The following is a 16235-nucleotide window of genomic DNA, read 5'->3' on the forward strand; positions in this document are numbered from 1 at the left end:
TGCCGGCCGGTGATGACCCTTACACCTATAAATGTCATTGAGATCGCCAAATGTTAAGGTCGCAAATTCAAGAAATTTCAAAAGACTATTGTACCAAGGGTTACAGGCACTTATTTTGATGAGAGTTTCCTCATTTTCCCTGTAACGGTACCTTCTCATTAAATCGACCGCCATTTTTCCGTTTAAATGGATAAAAGCCGAAATTCAAAATATTGCCAAAATAGAAATGCTGTTACACCGGGGCTAATTGGCCAAAAACTTAACATTTTGGATTCTCAATGACATTTATCTGTGTAGGGTAGTTGCCCTAACAAATTCCGAAAGGAGGTGCAGCACATGCCACGCGGATTGCTGATTCACTTCAGCGCATGCCCGTTGCAGATCACCTACCGAGTCGAAGCCTGCCCGCTACGAGTAACTCCAGCTTGAATGGGGTTACCATCGCCATATCACCTTAATGGACTGCAGGCCTTGTTGACTGACTGGGCAACAGCGCAATCACTAGAATTGAAATGCTCACAATGCCACTCACCAGCAACCGAAGCGAATGCAACTGAGGCGGGATCAGATAATCGGCCCAGCTAATGATGAACAGTCCGGCATACCAGCCCCAGTGAATCCCAACATCAGCGAAGCGTCGCACATTCAGACTGGCTGTTGGCACTAACAACAGGATAAAAATGGCGACCGCAAGAATTTTGAGCCATAAGCTATCACCAAAAAACATCGTCAAGATGTCTTGGTGGGCCGTGCGTTGAATAATTTCAGCTTGAGTCAAACCTTGGTTGACCAGGCGTACCGTGTTAAACGCGGAGCGATAGGCCATTGTCATGCTCATCACGATGCCGCAGACGCCGGGAATAATCTGCCACCACCAATACTCACTGCGCGTACTTCGACCTGTAAAATTAAAATAGTTGGCGAAAAAGCCCTTAATGGCACGGAATCCGCGAGCAGCATAATAACGATTGTTCATTTCTTCTTTCATTGTCTCTCCCCTGCAACTCAGTAGTTGCGGTAAATGATTGGACTTTTAATTTACTGACAGTCTCCACCACGATGACTCAATTTGAGCCTAGCGTGCTTGTGGCATTGCCCTCGTGAATGAGTTCGCAGGACTAATAACAAATGATACAACTTCTTCACACTGACAACGTGAAGACATTCGTATTTTTTGCCTAGCGTATTTCTCTTATCCAACCTTAACGGCACGAAGCTTCCCGCAATTAGCTATTGAGCGGTGACTTAGGATAGCTTGGCGTGCGATTGGAAGCTCATCAGCATATCAAAAATTCATGTTATCTATGATTGGTAAAAGAATAACGCAATTGTACGCACTAAGCGAATAATCTTGGTGCACATTAAACTGATTTGTGCATCATGCTGCCAGCACCAGTATCACGCTTAAACAAATCGTGATATACCAAAATAGCTTCATTCCAAATGGGAATGAAGCTATTTGTGTGGCCAAAAACTAATTCATGTTACCACATCAATTTACTACCCCGCTTTGCGTCTAGGTTAGTTAACCTTCGCCCAGTCAGTAGCAAATTTTTCGATGCTGTCCGTGGTGATCTGATCAGCCATCATCCCCGTCAACAAATCATAAGGCATGGCAATTGCATCGACGCCCAAATCAATCACCGCGTTAAGCTGATCAGAGTTGCGAACACTTGCCGCCATGACCTGCGTTTCTAGCCCATTGTCCTTAATGTACTGTAGCACCTTCTTGAGAAAACCCAGCCCGTCGCGACCATGGTCGTTCAGTCGCGCCACGTAGATTGAAACGAATTGGATACCAGCTTCCAGCGCCAACACTGCTTGTTGCATGTTGCACACAGCGGTGACGTTAATGGCAAATCCTTCTGCCTTCAACCGCGGAATTGCTTTGAGGCCTCCCAGTGACATTGGAATTTTGACAATCAAACGAGATTTATCAACGTACTGCTCAAACCAAGCAACTTCTTGATAAATCTTCTTTTCATCGGTAGTAACCACCTGGAGGTGCACTCGGTCGTTCGGATAAGCAGCAAAGGTACTGAAAGTTTCTTCCCATGGTTGCTGTTCCTGAGCGATAACAGTCGGATTAGTGATGATACCCGATAAGGGGTAAGCATGCGCCGCAGTCAACACCTTTTGATTTGCGCTTGCAATCCAAATATCCATGAAGCCTTACCATTCCTTCCATGCTAACATAATCAGATTATACCCTGGGCCCGGTAGTCCGCGACCACCTGACCAATGTCTGCTGCCAACTTTGAACCCTCTTCTGGCATTAACGCAGGCCGCCGCGCCGGACCAACAGCTACACCGGCGGCTGTCAACGCAGCCTTCAACGATACTGGGATGGTTGCTTCATGCAAGACGTCACGTAACGGTTCGACTTGCCCCTGATACTTCTTTGCAGCTTCAAGATCACCTGCTTTAAATGCATGGTAAATATTGACTGCCGAAGCCGTCAACAAGTTTCCCGTCCCAGTAATTGCGGCATCCCCGCCGTGCTGAAGGGCTTCAAGTATTTTCCCATCTGATCCCATAATCACCGTAAAGTCGTCATCCTTACGATTAGCCAAATAACCATCAAAGTTATCCCAGCTACCCGAAGAATCTTTGATTCCAATGATGTTTGGATGTTGTGACAATATTTTGATTGACGATGGGTCAATATTGATCCCGGTTTTTGCCGGCATGTTATACAGGACGCATGGAACGCTTACCACATCGGCAATGGCCTGATAATGCGCGATTAATTCAGTTTGACTCGGTGCGACAAACGACGGCGAAACCAGTGAAATCGCATCCGGTTGCAACTGGGCAATCCGCTGCGAGAAAGTTATCGTCTCTTTGGTACTGTTCAACCCGGTCCCGACAATCACCTTGGTCCGCCCAGCAACCACCTGGATCACAGATTCGGCAAAGCGAAACTTCTCTTCTTCCGTCATGGTATATGCTTCACCATTGGTACCGAGAATGAACAACCCAGCAATATCGAACTGTAGCAAGTACTCAATTAATTGTTTAGTCCGCGGTAAACTGACATTTTCATCGTCATCAAACGGCGTGACCATAGCGACTAATATTCCTGAAAATGGCGTCATGAATGCACTGCTTCCTTTCAGTTTGATTGCTTAACGTAACGACGATAGCTTGCTTTGCCATTCTATTAAACAATTCGTTAACCAACTACACAAATCATACTGTTCCAATTAAGCCAACACCAGCTTATAGTTCTAATGTATGCGGTTCATGATGGCAACTCAAGCTGGATTGGTGCCAGTTTTTGTTCAGATGGTCACAAACAGTATGGACATGCATGATTGATGCTGAAAACTGCTTCTTAACTCCGAATTGCCAGAAGAAATAACCAATCCCCCATCACGGTGAGCATCAACGCTCACTTGAATGAGAAGCTTTTTTCACACCGACTGAACAGCTTTTACTGGCAGCCATTCAAGCAAGCAAAAATCTGTGTAACCGCCACGCCTTTCTGACTAGTATCTTGCTCAAAACTAAATTTCCGCAACGACAAGCTTGCCGTTGCCGAGTTGGTAAGAGCGATGGTGCAGAAGAGAAATGATTCTCGCAGACTGTACGGCAATATCACCCAGACCATAATTCTTAGCTGGGTGGATTCTTTTACTCAGAAAGGAGCACCATCTCATCTTCAACTCGTATGTCGAAGTCAAGTAGATCAGTTTCCCAATATGAAGACATTGTGTTAATTCTTCCACGTAAACGGGATCCACTTTGGTTGGGTTTAATGAATCTTAGGAAGAATAATACAAAGCTGGTTCATGGCGGCATAGATTCCAATAATGACTGTTTTCTTATTCCGAGGCCTCTAATCCATTTCTTCTCATGACATAATTACATCTAGCTGTCATATAGCGATAAAAGACAACTTTTGTGTAGCCAAAACTCCGCCTACAACAATGAAAGATATAGAACATCATTCAACCGGAACGTTCAATATATCCCTGCTTTTGGTAGATAAGCAATTTCTCATGTACAATTCGAGTAAACCGGCTATTGCCGTACTTTCCGGACAGATCCTGCCTACCGGAGCTGGTATTATGCTGAACTTTAATCACCTCATCGACAAGAGTGCCATGAAATTGAATATCACGTGCAGGATCATACAATTTTCCTCTTCGTCTGATAAGTCCCAACAAAACACCATATCGCCCACCGGCAGCGATCGATTCATATACTCTCGTAAACAACGAGGACATTACTGAGACATAGGCGTCATAGTCGCCAATGGAGGAGATGTCATGAACGTACTTCTTTCCTCGAAATTTGGCGTAATCTATCATGTTCCAATACGGCGGGTGTGCAAACACTAAATCCGCACCTTGAGGAACTTCATCATTAAGTGCATCCCAGCCGTTGTTTATATCTAAGTGCACTGACGTAACGATACCCATCTCACGAGCAACATCCCTTCCAGTCCCGCCACCTGAAAAAAGTTCCACAAACAAGTTTGGGGGTGCCACTGGGTAATATTGACTGATGAAATCGTATATCAAGTATCCAGAAGTATTCCCGGGATAATCAGCTCTCCCCCAATGCCCCCGTTGCGGGTACGAGACAATAGAAGTCTGAAACCCTTTTCCAGTGATGTACTGAGAATCTTCCCTGTTCATCTTTCTCACTCCTTTAGCATGTCAAAACAGATTTCGCAGTATCTCCTCAAACTTACCCGGACGTTCTTCGAGGCGATACATTACCCCGTTTTCACGTCCTCAAACGGAACGAAAATCATTTCATCGCAACGCAACGGCTCAAAGAAATATTTGCTATAATGTCGTGAGGAATGGAGTGAGGTCATGTTCAACAAAAATAATGCGTTTATCCGTCCGTTCGTTAAATGGGCTGGCGGCAAACGCCAGTTAATCGGCGAAATTCAAAAGCAAATGCCAGCTCACTTCAATACATATTACGAGCCGTTTGTTGGTGGAGGAGCAGTTTTATTTAGCATAAAACCCAAGCACGCTGTAATTAACGATTTTAATACTCAGTTGATTAATACATATAATGCTGTCATGAACAATCCCGAACAACTCCTAGCAGAGCTCTCACTTCATGAACAACAGAACTCCAAGGAGCACTATTACGAAGTTCGCGCCTATGACCGAGATGGCACGATTGATCACCTTTCTTCGACCCAACTCGCAGCTAGAATGATCTACCTAAACAAAACTGGATTTAACGGACTCTTTCGAGTTAATTCAAAGAATCAGATAAACGTTCCTTATGGGTTTTACAAACATCCCGCGATTGTTAACGAAAGCGTCATTAATGCAGACTCCAGTTACCTGAATTGGGCAAATATAAAAATTCTAAGTGGAGATTTTGAAGACGCGGTAAGGGATGTCAAACGCCACGATTTTGTTTACTTTGATCCGCCCTATGCTCCCATTACGAGTGATAGCGAGAGCTTTGTTAGCTACACACTTAACGGTTTTAATGAAGACTCACAAGTTCGTCTTCACGATGTGGTTGTACGTTTGGCTAAACTAGGAGCATACGTCATGGTCTCGAATTCTGACGTGCCTTTTATTCGGGACCTTTATAGTGATTTTGCCTCAGGAATTCATTCTGTCCAAGCATCCCGGAACATCAACGCCAACGCCGCTGGGCGTGGAAAAGTTGGTGAAGTTATTATATGCACCTACCCTAGTGATGGAGAATGAAATGGGTAAAAAAAATAACGCAAATGAAACAAAAAATCAGGTTGCATGGGAATCTCTATTTGATAAGTTAGATATTCTAACCGCAATAGAGAGAGACCAATATTTTGTATTAACGGCTGAACAAATTAACAAAATTAGTCATCGAGAGGCGCGCCTGATGACAAAGTTTGATTGGCCAGACAGCCGTCCGGATATCTTAATACAAAATGGAATCTCCATTCTGCCAATTAATCGCGGTACTTATATTCTTGGAACATTCAATCCATACAGTTCTTTAAAAATAGCAAAGCCCAAACCAATTACAGCCACAATTCCAAACTTCATTCAGAGCTTCGATACCGGAAATATTAGTTCAGAATCAGTTGCGTTAAATATTGCCGAAGCCAGCGGCATGATTAATCAAGTGCTCGGGGAAAGTGGCCCGATTTATTCAACGTTAACTGGTCGAATGTCGTCAGACAATTTCAAATTTCGAATCGATGGTCTTGAAAAACCACTGGCTATAAATGCTGCTCAGATTGAAATTGACGCCACGTACGAAAGCGCTGAAAACATAGCGATTATCGAAGCAAAGCGACATGTACCAGAACAGTTTATGGTCCGTCAGCTTTACTACCCGTACCGTGCTTTCTTAGCGAGAGGGATAACTAAGCCTCTGATTCCTATTTACTTTACGATAATTAATGGGTTATTTTCTTTCCACGTATATGAGTTCAAAGATCCTAATAACTATTCGTCCATTCACGAAGTAAAACAACTAGATTTTATTTTGAATGAACGCCTAACGATCACAGTTGATGATATTCAGCGTTTATTGCACAATGCGGAAATCAAACCTGATAAGGTTACAATCCCTCAGGCGGATACCCTCGCTCGTTCGTTAGACATGATTCATCTCCTGGCAACGCCGCAAACCAAATTTGATATTGCTGAGCATTATGGATTCGCGATTCGTCAATCTGATTACTATTTTAAATCATTGGAATATTTAGGAATTGCAGAAAGATCTAGCGATCGAAAGTATCAGCTCACCAAATACGGGATCGGCATTGATAACGAGCCAAATTTACAGCTCAGATATTTGGCAATTATGAAGGTAATGTTTACACACGAAGTTATTAACAAGGTTGCAAACTATTACCTGAAAACCGCCGGGAATGTAGAGTCATCTGAAATTGCGAAAATTGTTTACCACGCAAATAAAGCAGTTCCGCTTAACGAAGTCACCAGTCAGAGGCGGGCTAGCACAATCCTAAGCTGGGTAAGATGGATTTTCAATCTGATTGATGAGTGAAACAGCCCAAAACACGGCGCAACCTGAAGTAATTCACTCCGGTTGCGCCGTGTTTTTGCCTAATTAAATTGAATCCCTTCATCGAAGAGTCTACTTAGCGCCTTGATATGAAGAAAGTAGGAGGCACAAAAATCTTCAGAGTAGAATGCCCTCATCATCGACACTTTCTGCACCATGACTGATTTCGCCACTCATTATTTCCCATATCACGATAACCAAATTCGAACATTGGTTTCTCTTCACCACAGTGAGGGCACACACGCATTATTTCCTGGCCATCTATGGAACTTGCTTGAATTATTGGCTCCAGAATATTTCTATCATCATGTTTACTATTCATTCCACACCTCCATCGTGGAAAGAATTATAACCGAGTATTGGGGATGTGATCAATAATTTTTTAACAAACTTGCGACTCCCTTTATTTTAAAAGTAAATAATCACATATCAGAATGTATAAATACCTCTTGGAGAGCTCGCAACGACTCACCCGATCGCTTAAATGTCCCCTCCTTGACGCGGGTTATTCCCCTTGCAACCGCGCCAACCGCTTCTCCAGCGTGGCAATCTGCCCGGCCAGCTGCCTACCAACATCCGTTTCGGCCACCGTGCGCCGCTTGGCCTCGGTTTCCACCACGCGCTTCGTCGAGACGATATCTGTCAGGTGGGCCAGCGCGTCCGCCTTGGAGGTAAAGGGTTGGTGCGTCACCAGCTGCATGCCATTGGAATTATCCAACAAGGTGTAGCCGCCGATGCCGGTGGTCGCCTGGTACGGGCGGGAGAAGCCGCCGTCGATGACGAACATTTTGCCATCGGCGAGAATCGGCGACTTGCCTTTTTTCACCGGGGTGTGGCCATTGATAACGTGATCGGTCGCCGGGTCCATGCCAAACGCCGTCAACAACTGCCGCACAAAATCCGCCGAGTGCCGCAGCTGATAATACGGATTCGGGTGCTCGTCGTGCGTCTCGGGTGCATCAATAAAGTAGCGCTCGAAGGTGGTCATGTCGTGCTTACCAAACAAGGGCGAGTTCGGGCCGGTCCACAGGTACCACAACAGGTCGGTGGCCAGATCCGCGCGCTGCTCAGGATGCGCGTAGGCCGTCCGCAGATTTTCCTCCAACAAGTCGAACAGCGCTGGCCCGCGATAGGTTTTGCCCTGCAGGGTCAGGCCGACGAACTCGCCTGCCGTATCCACTGGCACGCAGCCGTGAATCAGCAGATTGTGATTATACCGGCGATACATGCTGCCGTGACTGACGAGAAAATCCATGTGCCGGTGCAGCCGCTCGGAATGCGTGAACGCGGTCACGAGCTGGCTGATGACCGCCTGCTCCTCATCGTTTAACGCGTAGGGGTCGGTCGGGTCAACCGTGGCAAAACAGCCATCGTGAATCGGATAGGTGTGGCCATTTAAGGTAATGTGGGTTTGCGCGGCGTCCAGCTTGTCGAGCAACAGCCGGTGAGCCATGCCAAATTCCGGCCGGCGCTTGATCACCGGGCCTTCCAGCTTGAACTGAATGATGGCGATGGCCTGATGAATCCGGGTGATGTCTAACGCTTCATCAGCCGCCAGCTCATCCCCAGTGGCCACCTTAGGCCGAAACGCCGGATTATCACCGTAATACCGCGCGGCCAGCTGGGCGAGGTGGCGCAGGTTGATGCCATAAGTGTCTTCGAGGATATCGAGATTATTATAGCGGGCAGAAATCCGTACGAGGTTGGCGATGCACAACGCCGACCCGGCGGCGCCCCCGAGCCAGAGAATGTCGTGGTTGCCCCACTGGATATCCACGCCGCCGCGGGCCATCAACGCCTCGACGACTTTATCCGGCGCGGGACCACGGTCGTAAATATCGCCGACGATGTGAATTCGATCGACGGTGAGGCGCTGAATGGTGTCGCAGGTGGCGGCAATCCAGGCGTCGACTTGGCGCAAGCCGATTAAGTGCTGAATAATCGCCCAGTAATAGGCTTGTTTGTCGGCAGTGCGGTCATCGTTATACAGCAATTCTTCGGTGATATAGGCAAAATTTGGCGCCATCGCCTTGCGGACCTTGGAACGCGAATACTTCGTCGCGGTGAAGGCCAATAGCCGCACAAGCCGCTGGACGTTATCGAGGTACCACTGCTGCAACTCGTCCCCGGTTTCGTGCTGATGCAAGTAGGCCAATCGCTCCTCTGGGTAATACACGAGAAACGCGAAGCGCTGGAGCGTCGCCTCGTTAAGTTCGCCGGCAAAACAGTCGCGGATTTTCTGCTTCACATTGCCGCTGCCGTTGCGTAGCACGTGCTGGAACGCGTCGTACTCGCCGTGGATGTCGCTCATGAACGCCTCGGTGGGCTTGGGCAGGTGCATAATCGCATTCAGATTGATCAATTCGGTGGTAATCGCCGGAATCGTTTGAAACTTTGCTGTTGGGTCTGCCATGATAATCCCCCATAGACCAATTTTGGTAAAATTGTTGCATGCGTCCATGGTAGCACAGGGATGCCCGCGACGCCAATGATTCGATTTACGTCTATACCAGTTTTCCAGACACAAAAAAGCCACCCGAGTCAATGACTCGAGTGGTTAAGCAGATTAGTCGGCCGCCCCGACGACAACCGGCGCCGCGCTAATCTTGATTTGCCCATCTTCAACGGTGGCCTGCAGGTGCTTTGCGTCGAGGTGTTCCAGATAGTAATCCGTCACCTCGTCGCGGATATTGGTTTCAATCACGCGACGCAACGGCCGCGCGCCCATCGCCTCGTCAAAGCCTTGCGTGATCAGCCACTGCTTGGCCTCAGGGGTGACGGTGAGCGTCAAGCCCTTCTTGGCCAGCGTCGCGTTGACATCCGTCAGCATCAAGTCGACGATTTTGCCGAGGTCTGCCTTGGTCAAATGGCTGAACTCAACAATGCCGTTGAACCGGTTGAGAAATTCCGGCCGGAAGTATGGCGCCAGCCGACTCATCAAGTCGTGATCCTTGGCCGAATCGCCGGTGAGCGCCTCGTTGCCAAAGCCCGCGTTACTGGTAGCGATGATCACGGTATTCTTGAAGTCAACCACGTTGCCTTGGCCATCCGTCAGCCGCCCGTCGTCCATCACCTGCAACAGCAGCGTGAGCACTTGCGGGTCGGCTTTTTCAATTTCATCCAGCAACACGATGGCATACGGATTGCGACGCACCTGCTCGGTGAGCGTGTTGCCGTTGTCGCCATAGCCCACGTAGCCGGCGCTGGTGCCAATCAGCTTAGACACCGCGGTGCGGTCGGCGTATTCGGACATATCCAGGCGAATAATCGCGTCCTTGCTGCCAAATAGATCCAGCGCCAGCTGCTTAGCCAGCTCCGTCTTGCCGACGCCGGTTGGCCCGACGAATAGGAAGCTGCCAATTGGGCGGTTGCCTTCATCAAAGCCGGCGCGGTTCCGGCGAATCGCCCGGGCAACCATGTCGACGGCTTCATCCTGGCCGATTACCTTGCCCTTCAGGCGCTTACCGATATCGCGCAGGCGCTCGATATCGTTGGCGCCGAGTTTGGCCACCGGAATCCCGGTGAGCCGCTCGACGGCTTGCGCGACGTCATCCGGCGTCGCCACCACCGGCTTGGCCTCTGGCGTATCATCGGCGTGCGCCAAATCATCTTCGACCTTGGCCAGCTCCGCCTTTAACTTGGCGGCGCGCTCGAAGTCTTCGGTTTTGGCCGCTTCGTCTTTTTCGTGCGTCAGCGCTTGTTGCCGCTTCTCCAAGGCCACCTTATCGGCCACTGGATGTTGCGCGGCCAAGTGCGCCGCGGTCATGTCCAGCAAGTCGATGGCCTTATCTGGCAACCGGCGCTGCGGAATGTACTGCATCGCGTAATCCACCGCGGCCTTCAACACGTTGTCCGGCAAGGTGACGTGATGGTGCTCTTCGTACAGCTTGCGCACGCCCTTCAAAATCTCCAGTGTCGTTTCCGGGCTTGGCTCGTTGACGGTGACATCGTTAAACCGCCGCGCCAAGGCGCCATCCTTCATGATGGTATTGCGATATTCATCTTGGGTCGTGGCGCCGATGACGGTGATTTCACCACGCGACAGCGCCGGCTTGATGATGTCGGCTAAGCCCTTGCCGCCGTCTTCGCCACCGGTGCTGCCGGTGCCGAGAATCTGCTGGATTTCGTCGAAGAACAGGATGACATTGCCGGCCTTTTTGACTTCGGCGACTAGTTGCTGAATGTTCTGTTCAAAGGAGCCGCGGTATTGCGTGCCGGCTTCCAGGCTGGACAAGTCGATGGAAATAATCTGCTTATCCTTCACCGCCGCCGGGACGTTACCAGCGACAATGGCTTGGGCCAAGCCTTCGACCACCGCCGTTTTACCAACGCCGGCATCCCCGACGAGAATCGGGTTGTTCTTCGTGCGCCGACTCAAGATTTCGGCAGTTTGTTGAATCTCGGCGTCGCGGCCGATGACCGGATCGAGCTCGCCTTTTTCAGCCGCGGCCGTTAAATTCCGCCCCAACTTGGCGAGAATGCCGCCGGTTTTTGGTTGTGGCTGAGTCTGTTCGCCGTCGATCGGAATCTCACGGGCGTTCGACGCCTCCAGCCGCCCAGATTGTTGCAGCTGCGCGACTTGTTCCGGCGTCAGTTCGTGGCCGTTGACCACATACCGCGTCGACCCGTCACTGCCCATGCGGCGCATGAGCTGCGAGAAAAAGTCATCCATATTGGAACTGAAGAATGGATCATTAAATTGTGCCATCAGCATTCCCTCCTATTGTAAGTTGTGAGCGAGCCCGCTTAAGGTGCGGAGCACAAGCGCCGCCTGGGTGTTGAGTCGCGCACTTTGCGACCCGGCGACCAGGTGGACTTGTGTGCAGCACCTTGGGCTCACGAACACGATTAAGTTGTGAGCAAAGGCGCTTAGCAGGCGGAGCGTAGGCGCCGCCTGGTGCTTGAAAGGCGCTTTTTGCCTTTCGAGTGCCAGGTGGACCTACGTGCAGCCCGCTGCCTTTACGAGCACGATTATCGTCTAACCTAAACCATCATTCTCTTTTGTCTTGCGTTAAAGTTCCTCCGTATTAATGCTTCCTCATCTGTAAACCAGATGGGCGCTAAAAAAGGCACCGCATTGCTGTGCCTCACCGCCCTTTCCTTGTTTACATAATGTATTATACCACGTTTATTAGCACTATTTCAAGTAGAGTGCTAATACGTGATGAAATGTACTTCGTCATATTAAGTTGTCCAACAAGCTCTCACGTTAATGAAAGTCGCTGCTCCTGAATCAAATTGATTTTAAAGTACAAAATAAAAATCGCAACCACACAAGGATTGCGATTAATGAATTGTACAACTTAGTCAACTAATGCTACTTAAACACACTATATTCTTTAGTGTCATAGGGTGCTGTTTGAAAGTATAATTTTACTTTTTTCTTTTGAATCGCGCGAATGTCTTGCACTTCTGTAGGTGAGAAGTAATCATCGAGCCTTTTAAGTAGATATCTACTAGCGGGATAAGGAAACTGGACTTCTTTCACCTTCAATCCCAAATCTATCGCTTGGCGCAATGCATGAACATTTTCAAACACGATCATAAGATTCAGCGTCTCCTCCTCTCTGGGTGTATTGATAAACTCAATAAGATCTTCCACCGAGAAAAACTCAACACGGTGATTATCAGGGAAACTTAATTTCATCACTTTGGTAAAAAACGGATCATCTGTGTGGGCAGGATCTACTACCGCAATAAAGTTTGCATTTACAAAGCTGTTCCAATTTAGCGCTACTGTAGCATGTAACAGTCTGCTATCCACTCGCACAAGCCTAATCTTTACACTCATTTATCCTTCACCTGCCGCTTCTCTGCTAGTGTACGGCTAAATAAATCCGCGATGAGATAGAACATCAACTTCCCCTGAGAACTTCCACGGATATCGAGACCAAAATTTGTCTCATAACGCTTCAGCTTATACAATAGCGTATTTTTATGAAGAAACAAGTGATCTGCCGTTTGTTTTAAGTTGAAATTATTGGCGAAGAATGCGTTTGCAATTTCCGACATTTCGTCGGGGTCAATCTTGTCCATTCGCTTTAAGTAAAAGTCAAACAAATTATTGATGTCTTCCCGAGATAACTTCGTCCGATAATAACTAACTAAGTAATCCGTGAAGAAGTAAGGCCGGTCTTTTTTCATTTCAACATTTCGCATCAGCCATAAGCAACTCGAGTAACTTTCACCATATAACTTAAGGTCAGACTGCGGGGTCCCCACCGCATAATAGGTATTAGTAATACCCCAGTCTACGAGTTCGGATATAAAGGCTGAGACACCCGAATGAAAGGATTCCTCTTTTAATATTGGCTTGATGTTTTTATAAATCAGAAGAGATTGATCATCAACCAAAGAATAGAATGTGTTCCGATCGTTAATTTTATACTTAAGGTTGGTAACCTCTGTACGATCAAATCCATCATTACTAAACAAGTACACTGCAACCCTTGGTAATTCGGAATCGAGCTTTAATTGTTTCACTAAATCCTGAATATAATTTACATCACTTGGGCCTTGCTTAGTGAGCTCCTTGATTAACTGATCATCACGAGATAACCGCTCCAGGGCACTTTCTTGATTAACTTCATATTGAATTCTCGTTGACAAGGAATCGTAAAGCAGTTTACTAACCATATCAATACTGGAGTCAGCGCTTTTAACCCACAGATAACCCCGTAATTTACCATTCACTTGCAGCGGATATACACGACTGCTCTTAGCATCAGCATCATCGCCAACAGGTTTCCCAATCATTGATTTGTCATTAGAAGATATGATTATTTTTCCCGCATCAAGTAGTCCAATAACGTAATCTGGATTCTCTTCTACCACATGCACAAATTCATTAAAAATCTGGTCTAATCGCATACTAACACCCCAGTCCGTACCGAGACTCTGCAGTACTACTCAAAGACCAGTTTACCAGTTTTATGCTCATTACGACCAATCTTACTATTGTTATTTCAGCCCGTAATGTTTGAGCATCATCAGAATCTGTTTATCTGTGTCAGCATCTGGCTGATGAGCGGGTAACCGTGCAGGGCCTACGGGAGCAATTCCTGATAACTCAATTGCCCGCTTCAGAATAGAAGGCACTGTGCCTAGCTTCAATGCTGCACGTAGCGGCTCTAACTCAGCCTGTAGTTCCTTTGCGCGCTCTTTATCACCAGAACGTAAAGCATGATCCAACCCAACAACGACGTCAGTTATCAAATTACTCGTACCGGCGATGGCTCCACTTGCGCCCATTTCATATGCCTGTGAAATCTTCGAATCAGACCCAATAAGAACGTGAAGGCCTGTAGCTTCAGCCACGTCAATATAGCTTTGAAGATTCTCAAGATTACCGCTGCTATCCTTTATTCCCTGAATATTGTCGATCCTTGCAAGCTTCTCGACAACCGTCGCAGGAATATTACACCCGGTGCTCTTCGGAATATTGTAGAGAATAATTGGAATGTGGACACTCGCGGCAACAGTACTGAAATAATCAACAAGCTCATCATCCGTTGGCTTAATAAAGTATGGCGTGATGACAGAAAGCGCATCCGCTCCGGCAGCTTCTGCTCGTTGTGACATGGACACTGCTGCCCCGGTTGAACATGCACCTGTTCCGACATAAACAGGCACCCGATGATCAACATATTGAATCACAGCGCTTGCAAATGCAATTCGTTCATCATCAGACACAACATGGAACTCTCCATTGCTGCCAAGAGGGAAAATACCAGAAACACCATGTGTAATTAAATGATCAACTAGAAGATGCATGGCATTCAGGTTAATGGTCTGCGCATTATCTCGATGAAACGGTGTCACGATTGGTGTAATAATCCCTGTAAACACTATTATTTACCTCCTTGTAATGCATTACTCTCCGTCCAGCTTGTCGTTAGTAAACACTGCACTTTCTTTCACGGTTTCAATGACATGAGGAACCAACTCGTCAATATCTGAATCCGAATCCATCGAGACTTTAAGATACAAGTCAATGAAAGCTGGTAAGTTTAATCCAGTGATTACTTTATGATCATATTTTCGCGTCAGTGCGGTCATCACATTGGATGGCGTACCACCAAAAAGATCGACAAAAACTAAGGTCTGTCCCTTCAAGCTGCTTAGCAGATCAGTAGCTTCTTTAGTAAACTGTTCAAACGATTCTCCGGGTATTAGAGATAAGTTGTATACATTTTCCGTCTTTCCAACAATCATCTCAGCTGATTTCACAAGCTCAACCCCGAAGTGTCCATGTGTTGCAACCACAATATTTACTGTCGACATACTTTACCCCCTAAGCCAATCCTAACTGTTTGAGCACAATGCCAGTAGAAATCTCACATGTACGAACGTCAGATTCGACTGTCCGTGCAGCAGTATGTGACGTCAGGAAGAAATTATCTAACTGAAGTAAAGGCTCATTAGCGGCAGGGGGCTCGGTTGTAAACACGTCGAAGCATGCCGCACTTATCTCATGGTTCTTCAAAGCTTCATACAATGCGCCTTCATCCACAATGCCACCTCGAGCGGCATTAATCAAAACTGCACTTTCCTTCATTTCTTCTAACTGTTTTTTCCCCACGGTATTGCGTGTGCTCTCCAGGAGAGGAAGATGAAGTGAAACATAGTCCGCCGTCTGGTAGATATCATCAGGAGTAGTACTCGTAACATGATATTCATTTAGTATATCTTGAGGAATATCGAACACATCGTTCACCTTGACAGTCATACCTACACCGACAGCCTGACGTGCCAGATGCTTCCCAATAGCGCCAAAACCAATAATCCCTAAAGTTTTCCCAAATAATTCAGAACCTGTCGGTTTATCCCAACGGCCTTCTTTTACTTCCTTAATAGTAGCGTATAGATTCTTGGCTGTGGCATACATGAATGCCATTACGTGTTCAGCTACTGCCAACGAGTTCGATCCAACTGTACGGCCAACGTAAATGTTCTTCTGGTTAGCATATTCAACGTCAATGTTATCCGTTCCAACGCCAAACTTGCATACGACTTTTAACTTAGGACACTGATCAATCAGGGCCTTGTCAACCTTATCTACACCAACAATAATGGCGGAGGCATCCTTAGCTTTCTCCAAAAATACTTCAGGACTGTATGGCAACCCGGTATCATTATAGTCAACGGTCAAACCAGCAGCCTTCATTTTGGCAACCTGATTCAATCCATTATTAGCAAACCCTCGAGGGGTAATTAATACTTTCAAC

The 16235-nt window shown here is 47.2% G+C and carries 14 protein-coding genes; 2 read left to right on the forward strand and 12 right to left on the reverse strand.

Annotated features, from left to right (window positions below):
• Positions 1–454 precede the first annotated feature (454 nt).
• The 4 genes from FD02_RS07735 to FD02_RS07750 form a co-directional block, all read right to left on the reverse strand.
• Positions 455–988: a DUF805 domain-containing protein gene (locus tag FD02_RS07735; protein ID WP_056951540.1), complete on the reverse strand. Its 534-nt coding sequence runs from the start codon at positions 986–988 to the stop codon at positions 455–457.
• Between the two features lie 533 nt (positions 989–1521).
• The gene (locus FD02_RS07740) at positions 1522–2166 is read right to left on the reverse strand and encodes a transaldolase family protein (protein ID WP_054721858.1); all 645 of its coding nucleotides are present in this window, start codon (positions 2164–2166) and stop codon (positions 1522–1524) included.
• 32 nt (positions 2167–2198) lie between these two features.
• Positions 2199–3098 carry a dihydrodipicolinate synthase family protein gene (locus tag FD02_RS07745; RefSeq protein ID WP_056951541.1) on the reverse strand — a complete coding sequence of 300 codons (900 nt, stop codon included), beginning with the start codon at positions 3096–3098 and terminating at the stop codon, positions 2199–2201.
• 855 nt (positions 3099–3953) lie between these two features.
• Positions 3954–4646, reverse strand: a complete 693-nt coding sequence (locus FD02_RS07750; protein WP_056951543.1) for a hypothetical protein — start codon at positions 4644–4646, stop codon at positions 3954–3956.
• Between the two features lie 183 nt (positions 4647–4829).
• Between FD02_RS07750 and FD02_RS07755 the strand changes: the two genes are divergently transcribed.
• Positions 4830–5696, forward strand: coding sequence for a DNA adenine methylase (locus FD02_RS07755; protein ID WP_054721854.1), 867 nt, complete (start codon positions 4830–4832; stop codon positions 5694–5696).
• A complete protein-coding gene (locus FD02_RS07760) occupies positions 5656–6990 on the forward strand; it encodes a type II restriction enzyme (protein ID WP_156408279.1) in 1335 nt (444 codons plus the stop codon). The genes FD02_RS07755 and FD02_RS07760 overlap by 41 nt, the downstream gene beginning before the upstream one ends.
• A 154-nt stretch (positions 6991–7144) precedes the next feature.
• Here FD02_RS07760 and FD02_RS11670 read toward each other — a convergent pair whose 3' ends face one another.
• The 8 genes from FD02_RS11670 to FD02_RS07795 all read right to left on the reverse strand — a co-directional run bounded on the left by FD02_RS11670 (position 7145) and on the right by FD02_RS07795 (position 16234).
• Positions 7145–7330 (reverse strand): hypothetical protein, encoded by a 186-nt coding sequence (locus FD02_RS11670; protein ID WP_082603354.1) that lies wholly within the window; start codon positions 7328–7330, stop codon positions 7145–7147.
• A 183-nt stretch (positions 7331–7513) separates the two neighbouring features.
• On the reverse strand, positions 7514–9421 hold the full coding sequence (locus tag FD02_RS07765) for a fructose-bisphosphatase class III (RefSeq protein ID WP_056951548.1): 1908 nt from the start codon (positions 9419–9421) through the stop codon (positions 7514–7516).
• 153 nt (positions 9422–9574) lie between these two features.
• Complete coding sequence (locus FD02_RS07770) at positions 9575–11716, reverse strand: ATP-dependent Clp protease ATP-binding subunit (RefSeq protein ID WP_056951551.1); 2142 nt, start codon at positions 11714–11716, stop codon at positions 9575–9577.
• A 609-nt stretch (positions 11717–12325) separates the two neighbouring features.
• Complete coding sequence (locus FD02_RS07775) at positions 12326–12799, reverse strand: PTS sugar transporter subunit IIB (protein ID WP_056951553.1); 474 nt, start codon at positions 12797–12799, stop codon at positions 12326–12328.
• Positions 12796–13878: a PucR family transcriptional regulator gene (locus FD02_RS07780; RefSeq protein WP_056951555.1), complete on the reverse strand. Its 1083-nt coding sequence runs from the start codon at positions 13876–13878 to the stop codon at positions 12796–12798. The genes FD02_RS07775 and FD02_RS07780 overlap by 4 nt, the downstream gene beginning before the upstream one ends.
• Positions 13879–13968: 90 nt before the next feature.
• A complete protein-coding gene (locus tag FD02_RS07785; protein WP_054721847.1) occupies positions 13969–14856 on the reverse strand; it encodes a dihydrodipicolinate synthase family protein in 888 nt (295 codons plus the stop codon).
• 24 nt (positions 14857–14880) lie between these two features.
• Positions 14881–15291, reverse strand: a complete 411-nt coding sequence (locus FD02_RS07790; protein WP_054721845.1) for a PTS sugar transporter subunit IIA — start codon at positions 15289–15291, stop codon at positions 14881–14883.
• Between the two features lie 10 nt (positions 15292–15301).
• Positions 15302–16234, reverse strand: coding sequence for a phosphoglycerate dehydrogenase (locus tag FD02_RS07795; protein ID WP_054721843.1), 933 nt, complete (start codon positions 16232–16234; stop codon positions 15302–15304).
• Between the last annotated feature and the right edge of the window lies 1 nt (position 16235).

This window comes from Lacticaseibacillus nasuensis JCM 17158 (assembly GCF_001434705.1).
In the GTDB taxonomy this organism is placed as follows: domain Bacteria; phylum Bacillota; class Bacilli; order Lactobacillales; family Lactobacillaceae; genus Lacticaseibacillus; species Lacticaseibacillus nasuensis.